The organism is Chryseobacterium sp. HNCC26DJ239, assembly GCF_057180445.1.
Window position 1 is genome coordinate 349340 of sequence record NZ_JBXUGJ010000003.1, and the last position, 24252, is coordinate 373591.

A 24252-nucleotide genomic window follows, 5' to 3' on the forward strand; every position below is an offset into this window, starting at 1 on the left:
ACTAGAAAACACAAATAATATTTTTGCCGCCACTCAAACAGTGGAAATTTTTTAACGGATAGAATTAAAATTTTCTTAACGCTACATTTTCCTATGTCGATTATCTATATGATTACCCATTACTGATTACCCATATTTAAGGTTTCCAATCACCGAAAATATTATTAAGCGTGTATTTTTTTGCTTCTTTTTTGGTAAGTTGGTGCGACCAAGTAACACGTTGCTCAGTTTTTCCACCTTCACCTTTGCTGCCGTATTCTGCGTAATAGGCAGTTTTTTCTTTTTCAGGAAACATTTTATCGCCTTTCCAAGGGTTCCAACCTTCTGCTACAATATGATTTCCCATTTCTGTATTAATGAAAACCGTTTGTGCATAAGGTCTCCAAGGTCTTCCTAAATATACTTTGTTGATGCCTTCTTTTGCGATTAATTTACAATCGAAAAATACATAACCGAATTTCTGCGATTGGTCTGTAGAAGCTGCAGTAATGAAAGAATTGGCTAAACTTTTTATGGTACAGTTTTTAAAAACAACGGTTGCAGAGCCAAAAAGGAAATCTGTAGTTCCTTCGATGTAGCAGTTTTCAAAATACTGTCTGCTGTGGCTGTCTGCCGTGTAAACTGTGTCTTGGCAACCTAAAATTTTTGAATTTTTAATGATGAAACGGTCACCTTCCACATGAAGAGAAACCGCTTGTCCTTGGTTGCAAGATGTATTTTGAATCGTAATATCTGAAATCTTAATATCATCTGCCGTAATCAAAAGTGTGTACGAGTTGAAAGTCGTCATTTTTTGATTTTGAGCATCCATTTTCCCCGAATAATCATCGTTTGTAATGATAGTATTTTCTTTATTTTCGCCTTGAAGTGTAATTTTTTGCTTAGATGTCGGAATAGTAATTTTTTCGTGATACGTTCCTGCTTTTATTTTTACTAAAGCTTCTCCAGGACCAAAATCTCTGAGCGAATTGATGGCTTTCTGAATGGAAGTAAATTGCCCGCTTCCGTCTTGAGCAACCGTAACAGTAATGTATGGATCAGTTCCAGCCAATAAAAAATTGGTGATGGAAATGAAGAGTATTAAAAGTAATTTTTTCATAAAAAATAATTTGATTTTGATGTTCTTTTGTCTTAAAACAAAAGAACCAAAAATTCAAGGCTGGATTTTTCCACTAAAAATTTAAAATAAATCCTAAAATTCCCAAACTCGTGCGGATTCAAAATTTCATTTGTTAAGATAATTTTTGCCGCACTCAAACAGTGGGAATTTCTTAACGGTTTTATTTGAAATTTTCTTAACGTTCCAAACTCCTAAGCCAATTTAAATAAATGTTTAACCTAAACCTCTGCCTCAATTTACTTGAACGTTTTATCTAAAAAATCCACCGTTAAATTCAATGTTTCTGTGAACCAAGGTTCTGCAGACCAAAAAGAATGGGGTGTGTCTTTTATTTCGTGATATTCTGTAAAGATATGATGGCTTTTCAAGATTTTCATCATGTCGTCTCTTCCTGCATGAAAACGAGGCTGAGAAGAATTGATGAATAGAGTAGGAGGTGTTTTTTTTCCTACATATTCAAGAGGTGAAGCTTCTGTCCAATTTTTTAAATTTACATCACGGTCGCCATCAAGCCAATAGGCGGCGTATGTACTTTCTTCCGCTTCTGGATGAATGAAAGAAACAATTCCGTCTACATTTACTATCGCTTTTATTTTATTTTTTGGCTGAACACCAACTAAAGTTGCGATTTGTGCTCCTGCAGATTCACCAAGAACAGCTATTTTTTTAGGATTTAAAGAATATTTTTTCTTGTTTTTCTTCAAAAAAGCAATGGCATTTTCTACATCATGATTTGCTGCCGGATATTTTGCTACATCACTCAATCTGTACCCAACTGCAATGGCAACATAGCCTTTGGAAGCCAATTCCTGAGCCATGAATTTTTCGTTTTCCTTACTTCCGGAAATCCAACCGCCACCATGAACCAAAGCTACACCAGGATATTTTTTAGTCTGATCTTTTGGATAGTAAATGTCGGCTTTTAGGGAAATTCCGTTTACGTTGGCGTATTCTACATCTTTTTCAACGATAATGTTCATGGGAACAGGTCTGTTGAGCGGAGTGATGAATGGGTATTTCTTTTTAAATTTTTCGTAGGTTCCTTCGTTGGTATAAGGAGTAGCATTCGGTCGCTTGGCTTGACCGAATGCGCTTGCTCCTATAAAAAAAACAAAAAGAAAATATAGTTTATAAAAACTCATTTTTTAATTAAATTTTAACCGCAAAAATCACAAAAGCAATTGTGCAGTTTTAAGTTTAATGCTTTGAAAAATAGTAAGATTACATCAGTTGAGAAATTAAAACTCTCTTGTGCGCTCGAATTACGGATCTCGTATCTCGAATCACTTACCTCAAATATTACTTCACTGCATTCTTTGCAACGTCTTTCGCAATGGTAATTTGGTCTGTTTTTACATCTTTCGGAAGTTTTACCGCTGTAGTTTTGCTTCCTAAAACCTTGATGGTTGGCTTTTGCTCAGCTTGTAATTTCAAACCAGAAAGGTCAATATTTTTACTGTTGTAAATTGCCGTTCCAGTTCCTGTTTGATATTTTACATCTACATTTTTAAACTGAATTCCGTCTGCATCTACAATGCTAATTCCTTTTTTAGTTTCGAATTTTGAATCTTCAATTACAATATTTTTAAGGTTCATTTCTGCTAAACCGAATAAGGTAATCGCTTCATCCGAATTAGAAGCCATGATATTTTTAAAGTAAATATTTCTGAAAACAGGCGTTTCTTCCGTTACAGGATACACTTTTTCTGGTGCTTTGTTGCCTTCTTCTTTTTGACCTTCTTCCAAAACCGGCGAAGCGCCTTCGTAGAACATGTTGAACCCAATTACCTGCGTAGGAATGTTGATCATATCAATATTTTTGATGTAAATATTTTCTACAACACCCCCTCTTCCACGAGTTGTTTTGAAACGTAAACCAATATCTGTCCCAATGAAAGTACAGTCTGAAACATGCAGATTTCTTGCTCCACCAGACATTTCGCTACCAATTACAAAACCGCCATGACCGTGGTAAACCATGTTGTTTTTGATGATTACATTTTCTGTAGGCATTCCTCTTTTTCTTCCATCGGCATCTTTTCCAGATTTAATGCAAATTGCATCATCACCTACATCAAAAGTATTGTCGTAGATTAAAACATTTTTGCAAGATTCTAAATCTACCCCATCTCCGTTTTGAGAATACCAAGGATTTCTTACCGTAAGGTTTCTTAAAATTAAGTTGGAAGTCATTAACGGATGAAGATTCCACGCTGGAGAATTCTGGAAAGTTGGCCCATCCAAAAGAACTTGGTCACAACCTACAATACTTACCATTACTGGGCGAAGGAAATCTCTTACCGTTTCCAGCTCAGATTTTGAAATTTTATCTGGAACATTGAAGTTGGTACTTGCTTCAAATCCTTTTTTATAGCTTTCAGAAGGGAACCACGTTTTTCCGTCTTTAGATAAAAGTCCGCCAGATGCGATAAATTTTTTCCATTCAACTTCAGAAAGTTTCGATTTTTTTACTGCTCTCCATGCGTCGCCGCTTCCATCAATGACCCCTTTACCTGTAATGGCGATGTTTTTTGCATTTCTTGCTGAAATTGGAGACTGGCAACGAATGGTTTCTAAACCTTCAAAACTTACATCTACCAAAGGATAATCGGTTTTGTCTGTACTGAAAATAATCATCGCGCCATCTTCCACATGAAGGTTGATGTTGCTTTGCAAAACTATTGGCCCAGTGTACCACATACCTCTTGGAACAACCAATTTACCGCCTCCTTTTTTAACTAAAGCATCGATAGCTTTTTTGAAAGCTTCTGTATTTTTTGTTCTTCCGTCTGCAACACCTCCAAAATCTTTAATTGAAACTGTATTGGCTGGAAAAGAAGTTTCTGCCACTTTAGACATACTAAATTCTATCCCTTTATAAATATCTGTATTTTGAGCGTAAATCTGGCTCGAAAGCAGCATTGCAGCTGCAAGACTTACGATTTTAAATGACTTCTTCATGTAATTATATTCTTTATATTCTTATTTACTGTTTTGCTCATTTTATCAGGTTTTGCCATCGTCGTTAAATATTGCATTGTGAATTGGTATTGCGACAACAGCAAAACACTGAATAAAAATGAAACTATATAAAAATTTCTTTGGTTCTTCGTTAAATTATAGATTTTAAATTTTAACATTCATTGTTTATTTTTATTCTTTGTTCTTTTGTCTTGAAACAAAAGAACCAAAAATTCAAGACTTGGAAACTCGGCTAAATTTTTGAAAAACTTCCTAAAATCTCCAAAACTCGGGCGGAAAGAAAAATTTTTCTTTTTAAGAGTATTTTTGCCGCCACTCAAACAGTGGAGATTTTTTAACGGAATTTTTACAAAAATTTTTAACGCCTCCGTTTCCGGAGTCAATTTAAATGAATGTATCCATCAAAATCGTCGAAGAGCCTTTTTTTGTTGTTTTTTTATCTCCCGTTTACTTCACCGATTTTCACAGATTTTATTTAAAATTATCTTTAAATATATGCGCAATCATCTGCGAAAATCTGTACAATCTGTGGAAGGATTTTTAATCTTTTGTTATTCTGAAATACTCAAAATCTGCATAACCACCGCGGTTTGCTTTTTGCGTGCTTACAGAATATAAACCTACTTTAGCACCAATCCATTTTCCTGGTTTTGCCTGGAAAGTATCACCAATTTTTATAAAGTTTTTTCCGTTTTCGCTGTAACTGAATTGGCAAATTCCGTTCGGTTCGTTTACGTTTACTTTAAAATAAGCTTCGTTGGATTTTAATTTAGATTCAAATAAAATCTTTTCTTCACCACCTTTTTCAGCCTTTTCTGCTTTTCTTAGCTGAACATAATATCCATCAACTTTATTAGTAATTACAATCGATGCATGGTCCATTCCCATCACCAATAAACCTGCTGTTTTACCCTCTTTTGCGTCTTCTGGAGTTAATTTGACTTTCGTTGAAGCCACAAAATTAGGTGCAGGGAATTTTTGAGTTAAAAGATTCGGAACATTCCAAAGATTTTTATCATTTTCTGCCATTTTCATGGAGAATAATCTTAAGAATTTTTGTCCGGGAAGCTTTGAAGACCAAACGATATTTTCATTCGCACTCCATTGCCATTGAAGACCTAGTTTTTCGCCATCAAATTCATCTGTTTCTGCAGGAGTTTCTGTAGGATAAGTTTTACCAACGTTTGGCTTTTTGTAGGTTAAAACAGGTTCGCCAATTCCATTTTTATCGTTGTCGATTCCCATTACCGGCCAATCTTTTTCCCACTTCATGGGTTGTAAATGCACAATTCTTCCACCCGCATCTACATCCTGAAAATGATAGAACCAATCTTCTCCAGAAGGTGTATCTACCCAAGCTCCTTGATGTGGCCCGTTGATTTTAGTTTTTCCCTGTTCCAAAACTACTTTTTGCTCGTAAGGGCCATAAATATTTTTAGACCTTAATACCAATTGCCAACCTGTGGCAACGCCACCTGCAGGTGCAAAAATGTAGTAATAGCCGTTTCTTTTGTACATTTTAGGACCTTCAACAGTAGGATGTGCATCGTGACCGTCGAAAACATGAACGCCTTTATCTAAAACTTTGGTTCCTTCAGGATTCATTTTGTTGATGGAAAGCAAACTTTTTACTCCGGCGCGACTTCCTGCCCAACCGTGAACGAGATAAGTGTTTCCATCTTCGTCCCAAAACGGACAAGAATCAATTAACCCTTTTCCTTCCATTACCAAAACAGGTTCGTCCCATTTCCCAAGTGGGTCTTTGGTTTTTACCATGTAAATTCCGTAATCTGGGTCGCCCCAATAAATGTAAAACTCACCTTTATGGAAGCGGATACTTGGAGCCCAAACTGCGTCTCCTCTTCTTGGAACTGAAAAATGTTCTTTCGGTAAAACGTCTTGGATGGCATAGTTTACCAATTTCCAATTAATCATATCTTTAGAATGAAGAATCGGTAAACCGGGAGCTTCGTTGAAGCTGGAAGCGGTCATGTAATAATCTTCCCCAACACGAATTGCATCTGGATCTGAATAATCTGCGTACAGAACAGGGTTTTTGTAGGTTTTCCCTTGGTCTGAAACCCAAACTTCAGAAACGTATGGTTTTTCTTGTGCACTCAAAAAATGTGAGGCTACAGAAAAAGCGGTGAGAGAAAGTATATTTAAAAATTTGTTTGTCATAAATACGGTTTTTAACGCAGAGGAAGCTAAGTTTTCTTTGGCTTACTGCATATTTTTCTTTCGTAAAGGCACAACTACATTCGTAAACCTTCAGTTTATACTCAGCAAAGGTTTGATGTTTTAAATTTTACCATTAAGATTTAATTAAGAAGTTTAGAATAGTTAAGTTGTGCTTAACTTTTTAATTCTCTTAATGGTTCAAATTTCTATTTTTCAAACTCTAAACTTGCCAAAATGAAAGGTCCTGTTCCTTTTCCGTCGTTAGAACGAATTTCTTCATTTACGTAGTAATCGTAAGAACCATCTCTGTAAGGATTTCCTCCTAAACCAGCTACTGCACAACATTTGTTTAAGTTTACAACGCCATTTTCGTCTACGGTAATTAGGTTTTTAAGAATTCCGTCGTAGCCTTTTTGAGCTGCTGCTTTGTAAGATTTTGGAAGGTAACCGTTATTTACAGATTTAATGATGGTGTACACAAACATCGCTGAAGCAGTCGCTTCTTCGTAGTTTCCATTGGTAAGTGGTTTGTCTAAAATTTGATACCAAAGGCCAGATTTTTTGTCCTGAACTTTAATCACCGCATCGGCGTAAGATTTTATGTAAGAAATTAATCTTTCTCTTCCCGGATGATTTTTAGGAAGGTAATCTAAAACGTCTACCATTGCCATTCCGTACCAACCCATCGCTCTTCCCCAGAAGTTTGGAGATAAACCAGTTTCTTTGTCTGCCCATTTTTGCTGCTTGCTTTCGTCCCAACCGTGGTACAATAAACCAGTTTTTTTATCGAGCATGTTTTTCTGAACAGAATCAAACTGAAAAACAATATCGTCGTATGCTTTTGTAGCATTAGTTCCTTTTGTGAAATCTTTCGTATAATGTGTGTAGAAAGGCATTCCCATGTACAAACCATCCAGCCAAACTTGGTATGGATAGATTTTTTTATGCCAGAAAGAACCTTCATTTGTTCTTGGCTGACCGTCGATTTGCAAACGAAGTGTTTGAAGCGCCTTCAGATATTTTTCTTTTTTCTGAGTTTCATAAAGATATAAAAGAACGTTTCCGCTGTTCAACATATCGATGTTGTATTTCTCTAATTCGTAGGTTGCAATCGTTCCGTCTTCTTTAATAAGGTCGTCGCCAAAACCAATAATGTAGTTTAAATACTCTTTTTTACCTGTTTTTTGATAGATTTTTTCAGCACCATCCAAAACAATTGCTGAAGGATAGGTCCATTTTGGGCTTTTGCTGAAATCTAGCATCCAAGCTTTCGGGAATCTGTGCATTTCTGAAAGCATCATTCTTTCTGACCATTTTAGATTGGTAGGAACCATTTTCCCAGTCTGAGAAGCCGTTGCCGAAGTTTTTGAAGGAGATATCTGTTTGGTTTGTGCACAAGACAAAAATATACCTGTACCCAAAGCTGCAAAAGCTAAGACCTTTATTTTATGGTTTATGAAATTCATATTCTTTTATTTTTATAGTTGACCTTTTTCTGTTTGTAATTTAATTTTTTTTAAAATACGATTATTGTTTTCGGATAATGTCCTGCACAATACTGTGGCTGTAAACCTCTATATTATCGTAGTTTTTGTCTAAATCTCTTCCATTGGCGTTTGCTTTTTTAGGGTCGAGATTGTTTTTTATTTCCCAATCATCGGGCATTCCGTCGTTGTCTGAATCTATTGGATTGTTTCCTTGTCTTAAAGTTGGAAAACCTCCAACATCATTTTGAGAATCGATGATTCCGTTTTTACTTCCTTTTGAACCGGTATAGGTGAAACTTCCGCTTTTTACATCTTTTAAAACATGAAAATCTACCGCATCTCTCATCAAACTTGCACCTCCAATTTGTAAAATTTTTTCGTAAGCTTCTTTAGGAGAATCTGTTTTTACATTGTTTTGAATGTCGTGTGGCTGAGTAATTTTAATCGCTTTTTTATCTGTTTCAGTAAGCGAGTAGTGCATCATTTGGTTGAAAACACCTTTTTCCCAGTTGTCGGCATTTACTTCGGGATTGCCTTCAGAAATATTTCCGTTGATGTAATATTTTCCCCAAATGTTGTAAACTTCAGTTTCAGGTTTTAGATTTTTGTCGATGGAAACAATTCTTTTAGGTGTTAAAGTTGCCGGTCCTGGTTTGTAGTAATTATTTACGATGTTTACGTTCATACCTTCACCACCGTAAATATCATTGTGTCCCCAATTGTAGATAACGTTGTTTCTAAAATCAGTTAAATCCGTTAAAGCAAATTTACTTCCTGCATATTCTCCCAATCTCGGATTTCTGCTGTCGTGATGTGCGTAAAGATTATGATGAAACGAAGCTTTTTTTCCGCCGGCAATTCCTCCATATCCGTGAGAACCTTTTTGATGGAAAGAATTTCTTAAACTTTCGGCGATAACGCACCACTGAAGCGTGGTATTTTCGTTTACATATATAGAAACCGTTTCGTCTGTAGACCAACTCATCGAGCAATGATCCACGATTAAATCTTTCATGAATCTTGCGCCAAAAGCATCTCCTTCATATTTTTTCTGGTCTCCCATTCTGAATCTCAAAAAACGAATGATAACATTGTCTGCCGCCACAAAAGTTTCGTAGTTAGCAATGGTAATTCCGTCTCCTGGAGCGGTTTGCCCAAGAATCGTAACGTTTCCTTCGGTAATTTTTAAGGGAGATTCAAGGTAAATAGTTCCCGCCGTTTTAAAAACAATATATTTTGAACCTTTTTGCTGAAGAGCGTGTCTTAAAGTTCCTTCAGAACCATCGTCTGAAGTTTTGGTTACGAAAACAACTTTGCCGCCTCTTCCTCCTGTTGTATATCTTCCGAAACCTTCTGCTCCCGGAAAGCTAATGGTTTTTTCTTGTGCCGAAGCCGAGAATGAAAGCATTGCTAAAACGCCGGTGGTAAAGATGATATGTTTCGGAGAGAAATTCATTTTACATAGATTAATGATGAATCTTATTTAAAGCTTTTTGAGAAGTTCCAGTTGTCTTTTCCTTTTAAAATATTTTTTGCGGTATATTTTTTTGCTTCTTCTTTTGTAAGTTGGTGCGACCACGATACTCTTTTTGACGAATCTGCGCCATCTCCTTTAGAATTGTACTCGCCGTAGAAAGTAGTTTTTTCTGCATCGGGTTTAGACCAATTGTGCCATCCTTCTTTTTTTATTGTGGAATCGATTGCACAATTTATGTAAACTGTACGAGCAAATGGTCTCCAAGGTCTTCCTAAATACACTGAGTTTGCCTCTGCGTTTCCTGTGATTGTACAGTTAATGAATACGTATCCGAATTCGGTTCCTTCAATGGTTGAAGCAGCAGTTACGTAAGAAGCACTTTTCTTTGAATAAATGGTACAGTTTTCGAAAACGGCAGTTCCTGCCCCGAAAATATAATCGGTAGTTCCTTCTATGTAGCAGTTTTTGAAATAGTTTCTGGAAACCTTAGTTTTATCGGGAGCATCTTGTGCTCCTTTTGTGTATAAAGTATCTTGAAACCCTAAAAATCTACAGTTTTCGAAAGCAATTCTGTCTCCTGATGTTAATACTGCAACTGCTTGTCCTACCGGTCCTGCATCGTTTTGGAAAGTGATATTTTTTGCGGTAAAATCGTCTGAAAAAATAAATAGGGTAGAAGAGCCTGTAGTTCCTATATTTTTGCCTTCAGAATTAGGCTTTGATGCATAATCTCCGTAAACCAGAATGGTGTTTTGAGGATTTTCGCCTAATAAATAAATTGCCCCTTTTTCTTGCGGAACGGTTACTTTTTCGCGGTAAGTTCCGGGTTTAATGATAATTTTTGTCTGCGTAGAACTGTTGTTTTCTACAGAATTAATCGCATCCTGAATAGTTTTAAAATCACCTTTTCCGTCTTTCGAAACCACAATAGTTTTATCGGAAGTTTTGAAAGAAAGAAAACTTAAAAGAATTAATAATGCAGAGAAAGTCTTTAGAAAATATTTGGTTAGGTAAGCTGACATATTTTTTTCATTAGTAAATACAGACTCGCTCCGGTGAAGGAGAAAGTCTGTATTAAATCAATTAATATGAATGTGTATTTTACTAGTATCCGTAATCTTGTGTAAGATTGTAGTTAGAATTAATTACATCTAAAGCGATAGGAAGTAATTCTTTTTTGTTAGGCTCGAAATAGTAAGCATAGCTTTTTACAGGATCGCCACTGATGTAAGCTTGTGTCATTGCCAATCTCCAGTTTACTTTTGTGTATCCAGAAGGTGTTGCTACACTTTGGTTTGGAGTGTAGAAAACATCTGCTTTTGCTACTCCTGTTGCTGTATAAAGATCGATATCTAAAACGTTTGCTTGTGCAGTTTTAGAAGGGATGTAGTTTACAACGGTAGAAGCAGGTTTTTTATAGAAAATGTATTGTGGTACATTGGCATAAGCTCCTGTTCCGTTCATAAAATCTGTAAGTTTTTGTCTTGTTTCGTTGATTTTTGTTTCCAAAAGATTCCATCTAATCAAGTCATATTTACGAAGACCTTCACCGCCAAATTCTAGCATTCTTTCTTTTACGATATAGTTGAAGAAAGCTGTTTTTGTAGTTGGGATAGTTCCAACCTGAGTAAGATTTCCTACGTAAGCTCTTTGTCTTACCGCTAAAACCGCGTTGATTGCTTCCTGAGAAGGAGCTCCGTTAAGTTCATTATCTGCTTCCGCAAACATCAGAAGAATATCTGCGTATCTCAATAAAGGCCAGTCAATTCCTAAGTTTTGAGAAGTACCTGTAATACTTGTCCAAGATTTTCTGAATTTACCATCATTCCAGTTAATAGCAGTTTGTAAATCTGCTTGTTTTGTGGTACTTACTCTGAAGATAGCTACATTTACGTCTCTTCTTACATCGTATTTTGTGAATTCGTAGAAGTAAACTGGGATTGCATTGATACCTCCTGATGATTTCCAGTCTGTATCGTCGTGACGTAATCCGTTGTAATATCCAATTTTAGAGTCTGTTCTTGAGTTTCCTCCAAAAGCCCCAATTGCGTATATCACTTCATTTGTAGCATCTTGAGAATTGGTGTGAAGCGATCTAAACATACCTTCGTAGTTTGGATTTAATGCATGTTGGCCAGAGTTCATAATATCTTTACACTCATTGTAAGCGATTTGATAATATTTCTGAGGATTTGAGCCCTGCATCATTTGTTGAGGGTTTCTTCTTAACGACCAACCTGCTCTTGCTAAAGCAATTCTAGCTCTAAGACCTTTTACAGCTGCTTTAGAAATTCTTTGTGCAGTAGTACCGCCTTCAGATCTCCAAGGAACTAGAGTAGAGGCAGTTGCCAAATCTTCTAAAAGTTTTTCGTAAATAACATCTCTGTCTGTTTTAGGTAAATAAACCGAAGGTAAATCTGATGAAGGTACTGTTTGGAATGGCACATCTCCCCAGTTTTTAATAAGATCATAATAGAAAAGAGCTCTCAATGTAAGCGCTTCACCTAGATATCTGTTCATCAAAGCTTTATCTGCGGCAGAACCAGAAGTCATCACTGGGGAAATTGGGATATTTTTAATCACCAAATTCGCTCTTTCAATTCCGGCATAAGTATCTAAGAAAGGTCTTAAAAGTTCCGTGTTGGTGGGGATTGCACCAAAGCAACTAACACCTCTTCTGTCGTTTGCATTATAATCTCCTGAAGTTCTATACTCATCTCCAGACTGAGATAAGATAAGATTCATTCTTTGCCCATACGTGTTATCTCCCATTGTACTGTTGTACACACCTACTAATGCTGAGAAAGTATCGGAAGCCGAATCAAACTGCTGAGCTTCTGCTGTGTTTGAAAGACTTTCTACCTCTAAATAATCACTACACGAATTAAGGACTGTAGCAGCTCCTATTACGGAGAAAAATATGCTTAAAAATTTATTTTTGTTCATGATTTAATTTTTTTTAAAAAGTAATATCAACACCAGATAGAATAAATCTACTTCTTGGGTAAGCAGAGTAGTCTACACCCGGAGTAAGAGGATTTCTTCTTGTATTGGCTTCAGGATCAAACCCAGAATATCCAGTAATCGTAAATAAGTTATTTACGGTAGCATACAATCTAAAGTTTTTAATACCAAGCATCTCTAAAGAACCTTTTGGTAAACTGTATCCTAATGTTAAGTTATTTAATCTTAAGAAAGAACCATCTTCAATAGCGTAAGAATGCAAGAAGTAAGCTCCCGCTGGAGGAGTCCAACCTGTTGTATTTGCGTTCAGCGCAGCTAAAGCTGTAGGGTCTGTTACTTTGTTACCAGCATCATCAAACCATCTCCATCTATTAGCAACTTCTGCAAGCATATTGTTGTCTTTGTAAAGATATTGAGTACTGTATTCAATTTTATTGGCGTTATACACTTTATTACCAACCGAGAAATTGAAGAATAAACTCATATCCCAGTTTTTATATCTGAAAGTCTGGTTAAACCCACCATAGAATTTTGGCTGTGCATTACCAAGGTCTGTTTGGTCTTTTGTATCAATAATACCGTCATTGTTAAGATCTCTCAACTTCAAATCTCCCGGCTGTACTGGTCTTGCTCCATTGGCAACTGCTGCAGAACTCGCAATACCTGTTTTAAGAGTATATACTTGAGTAGTTGAGTTATAGTCGAAATCTGAAATTTCATAACGTCCTTCGGTTACGTATCCCCAATAAGTTCCTACAGGTTTTCCTACTTGTACCAAGAAATCGAATAAGCTGTTTTGCCATCCTGAAGGTTGTAAATAGTAGTTCGCACTTGCAGAAGCATTGGATCCTAAGCTCTTAATGGTATTTCTGTTTGATGAAATATTTGCATCAACCTTCCAAGTAAAGTTTTCTTTATCGATAATAGCACTTCCTATAGAGAATTCAATCCCTTTATTTTGGCTGCTTCCAGAGTTTTGATACTGATATTCGTAACCAGATGTTTGTGGGATTTTAGCTAAAAGCAAAAGGTCTTTTGTATCTGTTTGATAGACATCTACCGTACCATAAATTTTTCCTTTTAAGAAACCAAAATCTAAACCTGCATTTTTAGATGTAGCTTTTTCCCAAGTTACATCTTTGTTTGCCATAATGTTTCCTGTAGTTGCACCTGGTGTTACATTGGTACCAAATGCGTATCCGTAATCTGCAGAAGTTGTGAAGAAAGTGTTGTAAAGGAAAGACTGAATTCTATTGTTTCCAGATTGTCCGTATCCCAAACGAAGCTTTAATTCACTTACAGCTTTGCTGTCTTTTAAGAAGTTTTCTTCAGAAACTTTCCAAGCCAAAGATCCTGCAGGGAAATATCCCCAACGATTACCATCTTTAAAAACACTTGATCCATCCGCTCTCATAGAGGCAGTTAGGATATATTTATTTTTGTAAATATAATTGGCTCTACCAAAATAAGAAGCCAAACGATCAGGTGCTCTACCTGCTCTTGGAGCATCTTGTACTAAACCATTTGGTGGTGCGGCCGCCTGAATATTTGCAAAAGCTTCTGCTGCTGTTATACTTTTAGGGAACCATTTAATGGTCATTGCCAAAGATTCTCCATCCGTTTTTACAATTTCTGTACCCGCAAGTAAATCTATTTTATGACTACCAAAAGTTTTTTTATAATTTAAAGTATTGGTATTGGTAATTCTTCGAGATTGTGCTGTATTATAATAAACAACCGGTTGATCGTTGTTTTGTCTGGCTACACTCGTAACTGTACCTGCAAATTGGTTGGTTAGTTCATCTCTTTGCACATACCCAAATACAGTTCGGAATGTAAAGTCTTTACTGATTTTATAATCTAAAGTACCGTTTAGGAGTAAGTCGTTTCTGCCTGCTTCCCTTGTTTCACTGTTTGCAAGTAAAACTGGGTTTATCAGGTTGGTTTGGTCTGCAAATAATGGGTCAAATTCATCAACATTTACCGTAGAACCTCCCTCAAAAGGTTGGTATCTGATTGAGTTTCTAAGTCTGTTGGTTCCTTGCGAACCAGATGCAGAAGTACCTACCCCAAAGATTGTCTGTCTACTGTAACGAGCGTTGAATCCTAAAGTAAGTTTTTTAGAAATATCATAACTGTATTTAAAATTCGCCATGTTTCTTTTGAAACCCGAGTTAATCATAATACCGTCTTCCTGCACGTTATTTAAAGTAAGAGAGAAAGAAGAGTTTTCAGAACCTCCATTTACAGAAAGATTATGAGTAAAGTTAAAGGCTTCTCTGCCAAAAACTTCGTCTTGCCAATCTCTTTCTTTTATTGTTTTGTATTTTCCAAGTTGGTCAAACGTACCATATCTAGAGTTAAAAGCATCAATATCAGTTTGTACCCCTCCTTTGTTATAAAGTTCATATTGATACAAAACATATTGGTAAGGATCCAAAACATCAATCGTGTTCTGAATTTTTCTCACCCCAAGAAAACCATTGTAATTAATGCTTGTTTTTGCTCTTTTTTTACCGCTTTTTGTAGTAATCAAAACAACACCATTTGCACCTCTAGATCCAAAAATATTGGTAGATGATGCATCTTTAAGAACTTCGATCGATTCAATTTCTTTTGGCGAAATAATGGTAAGTGCATTATCCATCTGTACACCATCTACAATGTATAGAGGTGCATTACTCCCTGTAATAGAGTTACCACCACGGATAACAATATCAACATCTGCTCCCGGAGAACCTTCGCTTAGTGCAACTTGTACACCCGCCATTCTCCCTTGTATTGCTTCTGCAGCACTGTTAGAAGGCATGTCTTTAATTGTTTCGGCTTTTACAGATGCTACAGCATTGGTAACATCCTTTTTAGAAACCTTTGTATATCCTACCAAAACAACTTCGTCGATATTTGTTTCTTTCCCTTTGTCTTTCTCCTGCGCCATAGCAAGTACAGGCAAAAGAAAAGCGGAAAGATATAACCACTTAATTTGTTGAACTTTTTTATTCATGTACTGTATTCTTAATTTTATTACTGTGTGCTCTTTTTTTAATCTTTTGAGTGTGTAAGTATTTACTATCGTTAAGTGGCAAAGAATTCAAAAAAAATACGTTTTCTAAATGTGCAATCGATTGCGTAATTTTTTATTATAGAAATTCTTGGCTTCTAAACTAATATTATTTTTCATTACACAAAGAAAGTTTGATTATTTTTTTATTAATTTAAATGTTTAATGAAGAAAAAAATGAAGAACAATTGTTCGTTAGATTAAATTAAAATGTTGATTTATAGTATTTTATTCGTTTTGTGAAAAATTTAAGCATATTTAAAAAAAAATTAAAAAAGCACCGTGTTTAATATTTTTAAAGGTAGTTTTAAGGCCATTTTTTACGGTTTTAAGAATCGTAAAAATTCCCAAAATTGGCATCAAGCTTTAAATTTTTGTTAAATTAAATGATTTTTGTCACATTTTTATCTGTGCGATCGGTTGAATTTTTTAAATATAATAACCGTAAATGGTATCTACTGAACGAATCATTATAAAATAGTCGTTTTCTTTGCTATTACTTTATGTTTTTATTGGCACGATTTTATATTTATCTGATAGTTTGACTGTCTTTTAGGGGATTTTTTTTATCTTTTTTTCTATAAAAATTTAAGCCAACTTATCTTTTTTTTAATTTTATTTCGTTGATTTTGGGATGTTTATGAATAAATATTAAATTTTTGTTAACCCTTTGAAATTTAATTCTATATTTAAACCCAAGTATTTTTATCGTAAAAAATGTGTAATTTTATGCAATCGATTACACAGAAATCAAAAAGGTTTATAAAACCTACAGAAAAATAAAATATAAGATATGACAAAATCAGAATTTCGTTACGCCCATCATCCGGAAGATGCTAAAAAATACACCACGGAAGATTTAAGAAGGGAGTTTCTAATTAATGATTTATTTACTGAGGATCAAATTAAAATTGTTTATACCATGTACGACAGAATGATCGTAGGTGGTGTAATGCCTGTAAATAAAGCGTTGAAACTAGAACCTACAAACGATCTGAAAGCTGAAAATTTTTTAGATAGAAGAGAACTAGGAATCATCAACGTAGGTGCTGCTGGTAAAGTAACAGTTGATGGTGAAGTTTTTGACCTGGGAAATAAAGAAGCTTTATACATCGGTAAAGGAGCAAAAGATGTAGTTTTTGAAAACGGAAATGAAGGTCAAACTTTGTTCTACTTCAACTCTGCGCCGGCTCATCATTCTTATCCAACAAAGAAAATTACTAAAAACGAAGCCGAAATTGTAGAATTGGGCGAAGTAAAATATGCAAACAAACGTACCATCAATAAACTGATTGTAAACAGCGTTTTAGAAACTTGCCAGTTACAAATGGGGATGACCGAGCTGCACGAAGGAAGTGTTTGGAACACCATGCCTTCTCACACACATACCCGTAGAATGGAAGCGTATTTCTATTTCGATTTAGAAGAAGGTCAAGCAGTAAGCCATTTCTTAGGGCAACCACACGAGACTCGTCATATCTTTATGAAAAATAACGAAGCTGTATTGTCTCCAGAATGGTCTATTCACTCAGGAGTTGGAACTTCCAACTATACATTTATCTGGGGAATGGCTGGAGAAAATATGGATTATGGAGATATGGACGCTGTTAAAACAAACGAATTAAAGTAATTTTTTCACATGAATTTATTCGATTTATCCGGTAAAGTTGCTGTTGTTACAGGCGGAACTCACGGGTTAGGAATGGCAATGGCAGAAGGTCTTGCCGCTGCAGGTGCAGAACTGGCAATTACAAGTACGACACCGTCAAAATTAGAAGAGGCGCTAGAATATTATCATTCTAAAGGGTACAAAGCGACAGGATATATTTTTGACGTTACAGACGAGCTTGAAGCTGCACAGAAAGTTGCTTTAATGGAAGCTACGCATGGGAAAATAGACATCCTTGTAAACAACGCGGGTATTATTAAAAGAATTCCGGCGCTTGAAATGGAGGTTGAAGACTTTAGAAAAGTAATCGATGTAGATCTTACAGGGCCTTTCATCATGTCCAAATTAGTTGGGAAATATATGATCAAGAGAAGATCTGGTAAGATTATTAATATCTGCTCTATGATGAGTGAGCTAGGTCGTGATAATGTAGTAGCGTATGCTTCTGCAAAAGGCGGTCTTAAAATGCTTACTAAAAACTTAGCAACAGAATGGGCAAAACACAATATTCAAGTGAACGGAATCGGTCCTGGATATTTTGCGACTTCACAAACAGAACCAATTCGAGTAGACGGAAATCCGTTTAACGAATTTATCATCAACAGAACTCCGGAAGGAAGATGGGGAAATCCTGAAGATCTTGCAGGAACAGCTATTTTCTTGGCTTCAGACGCTAGCAAATTCATCAACGGACAAATTATTTACGTAGATGGAGGGATTTTAGCAACCATCGGAAAACCTTCTAACGAGTAACACCAGAATTGAACCACAATGAAATCTTTTATTACAGATAATTTTTTACTTCAAAGTAAATACGCAGAAGAATTATACTTCAACTACGCAGAAAAACAGCCGATTATCGATTATCATAATCATTTGATTCCTAAAGATATTGCTGAAAATACAGTGTTTGAAAATATCTCTAAAGTTTGGATTGCAGGAGATCACTACAAATGGAGAGCAATGCGTACCATGGGAGTGAACGAAAAATTCATTACCGGAGACGCTTCAGACAAAGAAAAATTCGAAGCTTGGGCTAAAACCGTTCCTTATACATTAAGAAATCCTTTATATCATTGGACGCATTTAGAGCTAAAAAGATATTTCGGAATCGATGAATTGTTGAACGAAAACAACGCTTCAGAAATCTACGAAAACATTAGCGCTCAACTTCAAACTCAAGAAAAATCTACAAGAGGTTTATTGGAGATGATGAATGTTGAATCTCTTTGCACAACAGAAGATCCTATCGATATTTTGAACTATCACCAAGATTTAGCAAAAAGCGATTGGAAGGTAAAAGTAAGTACAGCTTTCCGTCCAGACAAAGCTATTTTGATCGAAAATCACAACTTCGGAGATTATATGGCGAAATTGGGTGAATCTGCAGGAATCGAGATCAATTCTTACCAAACTTTGTGCGATGCTTTGCTAAAAAGAATCGAATATTTCCACGAAAACGGATGCAGATTATGCGACCACGGCTTGAACAATATTTCTTTCGAAGAAGCTTCAGAAGCAGAAGTTGCAAACATTTTTGCTGATAAATTGGCTGGAAAAGTAATCGCTGAAAAGCAAGTAAACCAGTTCAAAACTGCAATTTTATTATTTTTAGGAGAAACTTACCATAAGTTTGGCTGGGTTCAGCAGTTCCACTTAGGAGCGTTGAGAAACAATAATGAAAGAATGCACAGAATTTTAGGTCCAGATACGGGTTGGGATTCTATCGGCGATTTCGTTCAAGCAGAAACTTTGTCTAAATTATTAAACGCTTTAGACGGAAAAGATAAATTAACCAAAACGATTTTATACAACTTAAATCCTGCTGACAACGAAATTTTCGCAACCATGATTGGGAATTTCAACGACGGAAGTGTGAAAGGTAAAGTACAATTTGGTTCTGGATGGTGGTTTTTGGATCAAAAAGACGGGATGATTAAGCAGATGAATGCCCTTTCAAACATGGGATTAATCAGCTGTTTCGTAGGAATGTTAACAGATTCAAGAAGTTTCTTATCTTATCCGAGACATGAATACTTCAGAAGAGTGCTTTGTAACTTATTCGGAGAAGAAATGAAAAATGGTGAATTGCCAAATGATATGGAGCTTATCGGAAAAACAATTTCCGACATCTGCTATCACAACGCAAAAAACTATTTTGATTTTTAAACATAACAAATTTCAAACCTTCAAGGTGTCAAAAACCTTGAAGGTTTATAAATAGAATTTGAACCAATAAGAAAATTAAGTTTTTTAAACTTAAAAATTTTTGAAACTTATTTATCTTAATGGTGTAAAATAGTTTTCAAATAAAAAGATTATTTAACTGTAAACTTATTTGATCTTTTTATAATCAATATATTAAACTTTAAATCTTTTATGACTTTTGACTTCGTCGAATCTAAAGATTTGTGGTTAAAAAAGATGTCAATTAAAAGTTATGGGCAAAATACTTACTTTCGGTGAAATCATCATGAGACTTTCGCCTCCAGGAAACAGAACAATGAAGCAAAGCCACGAAATGGAATTTTTCTTTGGCGGAACCGAGCTGAATGTAGCTTCTTCTTTGGCAACAATGGGTTGCGAGGTAAAGCATGTAAGTTGTGTTTCTGATGATTTTGTGGGAGAATCTGCAATTTCTTTTGTTAAAAGTTTCGGAATCGATACCAATTTTATTTCTAAAAATGAGCATCCTCTTGGTTTGTACTTTTTAGAAGTAGGATCGTCGGTTCGTGCGAGCAGAATTGCTTACAACAGACTGAACGGTTCTTTCGCCAACATCGAATCAGAGAAAATCGACTGGAAAAAAGCTTTAGAAGGTTGTGATTATTTTCACTGGACAGGAATTAGCCCCGGAATTTCTGAATCTGCTTATGAAAGTTTGAAAGAAGGTTTACAAACCGCTTTAGCAATGGGAATCGAAATTACAACCGACCCTGCTTATCGTTCAAACCTTTGGAAATACGGCAAAAACGGAAACGAAGTTTTGAAAGAACTGGTTTCTTTATCAACAATTTTTATTGGAGGTGTTAACGAAATCAACGAAATTTTGGGAACTCAGTTTTTATCAGATAAAAACGGTTTCTTGGAAGCTTGCGAAGAGTTGAAAAAGCAATGTCCTTCTATTCATAAGATTTTTGATAAAATCAGAATTGGAGTTACTGCAAGTTCTCAACAAACGCAAGGAAGAGCTTTGGTAAACGGAAATTATTTCGAAACTAAATTTTTAGAAATTGACAATGTTGTCGACAGAATCGGAACAGGAGATGCTTTTGCAGCAGGTCTAATTTATGGTTTAAAAAACTTCGACGACGAAAAAGTAGTACATTTTGCCAATGCAGCTTGTGCTATTAAACATACCATTTTAGGAGACATTAACTATTGCAGCGCAGAAGATATTCTGGAAGTAATGGCTGGAAATTCTGGCGGAAGAATTAAAAGATAGTTGGCTTCTGATAATTAGCTTTTGATTAAGTTAATAGCCTAAACTAAATAAGGTTGTGTTCTTTGCTGAGTGAAACGCCTTTGCGAACTTAAAAACAGTTAGTAGTCAAAAAAATCTTTGCGCCCTTTGCGTTAAAAATATACAGCACACTAAAGGATAGACTTCATCTCATTAAAAATTATTTTTAGACAAGATAATTCAACAAAATGACAAAAATTCAAACAGTTACCAATGCAATCGTAAATCAGGGAATTTTACCTCTGTATTACAATGCAGACGAAAATGTAACCATAGAAATATTAAAATCACTTTACAATGCAGGAATTCGCGCGGTAGAATATACAAGCCGTGGAGAAGCTGCACTTAGTAATTTTACAAAAATGGTAGAAATCCGTAATGCGGAAATGCCAGAAATGCTTTTAGGAATCGGAACAATTAAAAACCTTCAACAAGCAGAAGAATATTACAAAGTAGGAGCAGATTTCTTTATCAGCCCTGGTTTTGTAGCAGAAGTTGCCGAATTTTTAATTCCGAAAGACGTTTTATACAGCCCTGGTTGTATGACGCCAACTGAGATTATTACTGCTGAAGCTGCAGGAGTTACTTTCATCAAATTATTCCCTGGAAATGCTTTAGGTGCAGGTTTTATGAGTGCCATTAAAGACGTTTTCCCAAATCTTAAATTTATGCCGACTGGTGGAGTAGATACTACGAAAGAAAGTATCGAAAGCTGGTTTAAAGCTGGAGTTTCTGCAGTGGGAATGGGAAGTAAATTGGTAAGTAAAGATTTGATGGCGGCAAAAGATTTTGCAACCATAGAAAATGAAACTAAAAAAGTATTGGAAATTATCCAAACTTTAAAATAATAAATAAATTCTAAAAAAGTATGAGTTCGGTTAAGTTAAATAACCCCAGTAATTTTAGATGGACAATCTGTTCACTTTTATTTATAGCAACTACAATTAATTATCTCGATAGGCAGGTACTTTCTCTTACTTGGAAAGATTATTTTGTGCCAGAATTTCATTGGACAGATAGTGATTACGGAACGATTACCGCATTGTTTTCTTTATTTTATGCAGGTTCAATGCTTATCGCTGGCCGATTTGTAGATTGGATGGACACTAAAAAAGGATTTCTTTGGGCTATCGGAATTTGGTCTTTAGGAGCTTGTCTTCACGCTTTCTGCGGTATTGCAACTTCAGGAATTCTTACAGGAACGTGGATTTTTAGTTTTGCTGAAGCTAAACATTCTTTAGAAACTTTTGGTAATGCAAGTTTGGTGTTATCTACAAGTGTTTCTTTATTCATTTTTGCAAGATTTGTATTGGCATTAGGTGAAGCAGGAAATTTCCCGGCAGCCATCAAAACTACAGCTGAGTTTTTCCCTAAAAAAGACAGAGCTTTCTCTACCAGTATTTGGAATGCAGGTGCAACAGTTGGAGCTTTGGCTGCCCCAGTTACAATTCCTTATATTGCAGCAGCTTACGGATGGGAAATGTCTTTCATCATCATTGGTGCTTTAGGATTTGTTTGGATGGGACTTTGGATTATTCTATACGGAAAACCTGAATCTCACCCTAAAGTTAACAAAGAAGAATTAGCATACATTCAGCAAGATAATGAAGTTTCTGAAACAGAAGCTACAGCAACTCCAGAACGTAAATTATCTTTCTCAGAATGTCTTAAATATAAACAAACTTGGGCTTTTGCTTTTGGTAAATTCATGACAGACGGTGTTTGGTGGTTTTATCTTTTCTGGTCTCCGGCTTATTTGAAAGATATTTACAAAATGAGCGGTACAGAAAGTGCTTTCCCATTATTTATACTTTATGTGATTACGCTTTTATCAATTATCGGAGGTTGGCTTCCATCTTTCTTTGTTTCTAAAAAAGGCATGAACCCTTATGATGGAAGAATGAAAGCTATGCTGATTTTTGCATTTTTCCCATTATTAGCTCTTTTAGCTCAACCTTTGGGGAATACAAGTTATTGGTTACCTGTTATTATTATCGGTATTGCAGGTGCGGCGCATCAAGCTTGGTCTGCAAACATTTTTTCTACGGTGAGCGATATGTTCCCAAGAAAAGCGATTGCAACTGTAACCGGAATTGGCGGAATGGCAGGAGGTATTGGCTCTTTCTTTATCAATAAAGGTTCGGGGGTTTTGTTTACTTATGCAGGAGATACCAATATGAAATTTATGGGATTTGAAGGAAAAGAAGCAGGTTACTTTATTGTATTTTCAATTTGTGCTGTTGCGTATCTTATTGCTTGGGCAGTAATGAAGTCTTTAGTTCCTAAATATAAAGTGATTAAATAAAAAATATATGGCTTAAACCTTCAAGGTCTCAAAAACCTTGAAGGTTTGAATTAAAACGAGCGCAGCAATATTAGAAAAGATGGAAAATCAGATAAAGCAAAAATTAAATCGTGAACTCATTGGTTCTCAAGAAAAACTTCCTATCAAAATTGTACAATTTGGTGGTGGAAACTTTATGAGAGGATTCACAGATTACATGATTGATAAATTAAATAAAGAAACAGATTGGAAGGGTGGAATTGTAAATTTACAGGCAACACCAAACGGCTCTATTCAGAAAATGGAAGAGCAAGACAATTTGTACACTCTTTTCACAAGAGGGATTAAAAAAGGAGAGATTCATGATGATAAGCAGGTGATTTCTGCGATTCAAAAATCGGTAAATCCTTATGCAAATTATGATGAATTCTTAGCGTTAGCAAAAGAAGAAGAGTTAGAATTTGTATTTTCAAATACGACAGAAACTGGGATTGCTTACGACGAAAACGAAACGTCTTACCAAGGTCCACATAAAAATTTCCCTGCAAAAGTGGCTGTTTTACTATATGAAAGATTCAAACATTTCAATGGTGCTGCAGATAAAGGTTTAAGAATTATTCCTTGCGAATTAATTGAAGATAACGCTTTTGTTTTAAGAGACATCATCATTAAATATGCAAAACTTTGGAATTTAGAAGATGCTTTTGTGCAATGGATTAACCAATCGAATTATTTCCACAATACATTGGTAGACAGAATCGTTCCGGGTTATCCGAAAGATGATGCAGAATCTTACGAAGACCAATTGGACTACGAAGATAAAATGATGGTGGTTTCTGAGTGTTTCCTACTTTTTGTGATTCAGGAAGCCGGAAATTTAAATGAAAGAATCCCTTTCAATAAAATCAACGAGCAGATTTTGGTGGTTGATGATATTCAGCCGTATCGTTTAAGAAAAGTAAGAATCTTGAATGGTGGTCATACCTTAATGTTGGCTCCGGCAATTTTATCAGGAAAAGAATTGGTAAAAGAAGCCATTGAAGATCAATTTATCGGAACGTTCCTAAGCGAAGCAATTTTCAACGAAGTAAATCCTACGCTTGGTTTAGATATGGGCGAATTGAAGAATTTCGCGGAAGAAGTTTTCGACCGTTTCAGAAATCCTTTCATCAAACATTATTTAGCAAGTATCGCTTTATATTTTGTGTCTAAATTTAAAGTAAGAGTTTTACCAAGTTTATTAACCTATGTTGAAACTAATGGTAAATTGCCAACTCATCTTACCTTCTCTTTGGCGAGTGTGATAAGATTCTACCAAGGAACTTATGGCGAAAAAGCTCTTCCTTTGAACGATGAAGAAGGTATTATTGCTAAATTTAAAGAAATCTGGGCAAACGAAGATTACGAGAAAGTAGCAGAATTGGCCCTTTCTGAAACTTCTTTCTGGGATACAGACCTTACCCAAGTTCCAGGTTTAAAAGCTGCAGTGGTAAAAGCATTGTACGAAATCGACAACAATGATATGAAAACTGCGTTTAACAATTTTGTAGAATTTAATTCTTAA

General features: G+C 35.5%; 16 protein-coding genes. 7 read left to right on the forward strand and 9 right to left on the reverse strand.

Annotated features, from left to right (window positions below; translation table 11 throughout):
* Nucleotides 1–136: 136 nt before the first annotated feature.
* The 9 genes from AC2A1D_RS08280 to AC2A1D_RS08320 form a co-directional block, all read right to left on the reverse strand.
* Entirely contained in the window at nt 137–1099 is a 963-nt protein-coding gene (locus AC2A1D_RS08280; protein WP_484043159.1) for a pectinesterase family protein, read from the reverse strand.
* Between the two features lie 257 nt (nt 1100–1356).
* The gene (locus AC2A1D_RS08285) at nt 1357–2262 is read right to left on the reverse strand and encodes an alpha/beta hydrolase (protein ID WP_484043160.1); all 906 of its coding nucleotides are present in this window, start codon (nt 2260–2262) and stop codon (nt 1357–1359) included.
* A gap of 157 nt (nt 2263–2419) precedes the next feature.
* Nucleotides 2420–4081: a glycoside hydrolase family 28 protein gene (locus AC2A1D_RS08290; RefSeq protein ID WP_484043161.1), complete on the reverse strand. Its 1662-nt coding sequence runs from the start codon at nt 4079–4081 to the stop codon at nt 2420–2422.
* 561 nt (nt 4082–4642) lie between these two features.
* A complete protein-coding gene (locus tag AC2A1D_RS08295) occupies nt 4643–6283 on the reverse strand; it encodes a glycoside hydrolase family 43 protein (protein ID WP_484043162.1) in 1641 nt (546 codons plus the stop codon).
* Between the two features lie 206 nt (nt 6284–6489).
* Nucleotides 6490–7749: a glycoside hydrolase family 88/105 protein gene (locus AC2A1D_RS08300; RefSeq protein WP_484043163.1), complete on the reverse strand. Its 1260-nt coding sequence runs from the start codon at nt 7747–7749 to the stop codon at nt 6490–6492.
* Between the two features lie 61 nt (nt 7750–7810).
* Nucleotides 7811–9226, reverse strand: a complete 1416-nt coding sequence (locus AC2A1D_RS08305) for a pectate lyase family protein (RefSeq protein ID WP_484043164.1) — start codon at nt 9224–9226, stop codon at nt 7811–7813.
* Nucleotides 9227–9249: 23 nt separating this feature from the next.
* Nucleotides 9250–10269: a pectinesterase family protein gene (locus tag AC2A1D_RS08310; protein WP_484043165.1), complete on the reverse strand. Its 1020-nt coding sequence runs from the start codon at nt 10267–10269 to the stop codon at nt 9250–9252.
* A gap of 82 nt (nt 10270–10351) precedes the next feature.
* On the reverse strand, nt 10352–12193 hold the full coding sequence (locus AC2A1D_RS08315; RefSeq protein ID WP_484043166.1) for a RagB/SusD family nutrient uptake outer membrane protein: 1842 nt from the start codon (nt 12191–12193) through the stop codon (nt 10352–10354).
* A gap of 13 nt (nt 12194–12206) precedes the next feature.
* Complete coding sequence (locus AC2A1D_RS08320; protein ID WP_484043167.1) at nt 12207–15215, reverse strand: SusC/RagA family TonB-linked outer membrane protein; 3009 nt, start codon at nt 15213–15215, stop codon at nt 12207–12209.
* A gap of 850 nt (nt 15216–16065) precedes the next feature.
* Here AC2A1D_RS08320 and kduI point away from each other — a divergent pair.
* From kduI to AC2A1D_RS08355, 7 genes are all read left to right on the forward strand, one after another.
* Nucleotides 16066–16902: a 5-dehydro-4-deoxy-D-glucuronate isomerase gene (kduI, locus tag AC2A1D_RS08325; protein WP_484043168.1), complete on the forward strand. Its 837-nt coding sequence runs from the start codon at nt 16066–16068 to the stop codon at nt 16900–16902.
* 9 nt (nt 16903–16911) lie between these two features.
* The gene (locus AC2A1D_RS08330; protein ID WP_484043169.1) at nt 16912–17694 is read left to right on the forward strand and encodes a gluconate 5-dehydrogenase; all 783 of its coding nucleotides are present in this window, start codon (nt 16912–16914) and stop codon (nt 17692–17694) included.
* Between the two features lie 18 nt (nt 17695–17712).
* Nucleotides 17713–19110 carry a glucuronate isomerase gene (gene uxaC / locus AC2A1D_RS08335; RefSeq protein ID WP_484043170.1) on the forward strand — a complete coding sequence of 466 codons (1398 nt, stop codon included), beginning with the start codon at nt 17713–17715 and terminating at the stop codon, nt 19108–19110.
* A gap of 271 nt (nt 19111–19381) precedes the next feature.
* On the forward strand, nt 19382–20386 hold the full coding sequence (locus AC2A1D_RS08340) for a sugar kinase (protein ID WP_484043171.1): 1005 nt from the start codon (nt 19382–19384) through the stop codon (nt 20384–20386).
* Nucleotides 20387–20592: 206 nt separating this feature from the next.
* Nucleotides 20593–21252, forward strand: a complete 660-nt coding sequence (locus AC2A1D_RS08345) for a beta/alpha barrel domain-containing protein (protein WP_484043172.1) — start codon at nt 20593–20595, stop codon at nt 21250–21252.
* Nucleotides 21253–21272: 20 nt separating this feature from the next.
* Complete coding sequence (locus AC2A1D_RS08350; protein ID WP_484043173.1) at nt 21273–22709, forward strand: MFS transporter; 1437 nt, start codon at nt 21273–21275, stop codon at nt 22707–22709.
* A 79-nt stretch (nt 22710–22788) separates the two neighbouring features.
* On the forward strand, nt 22789–24252 hold the full coding sequence (locus AC2A1D_RS08355) for a tagaturonate reductase (protein WP_484043174.1): 1464 nt from the start codon (nt 22789–22791) through the stop codon (nt 24250–24252).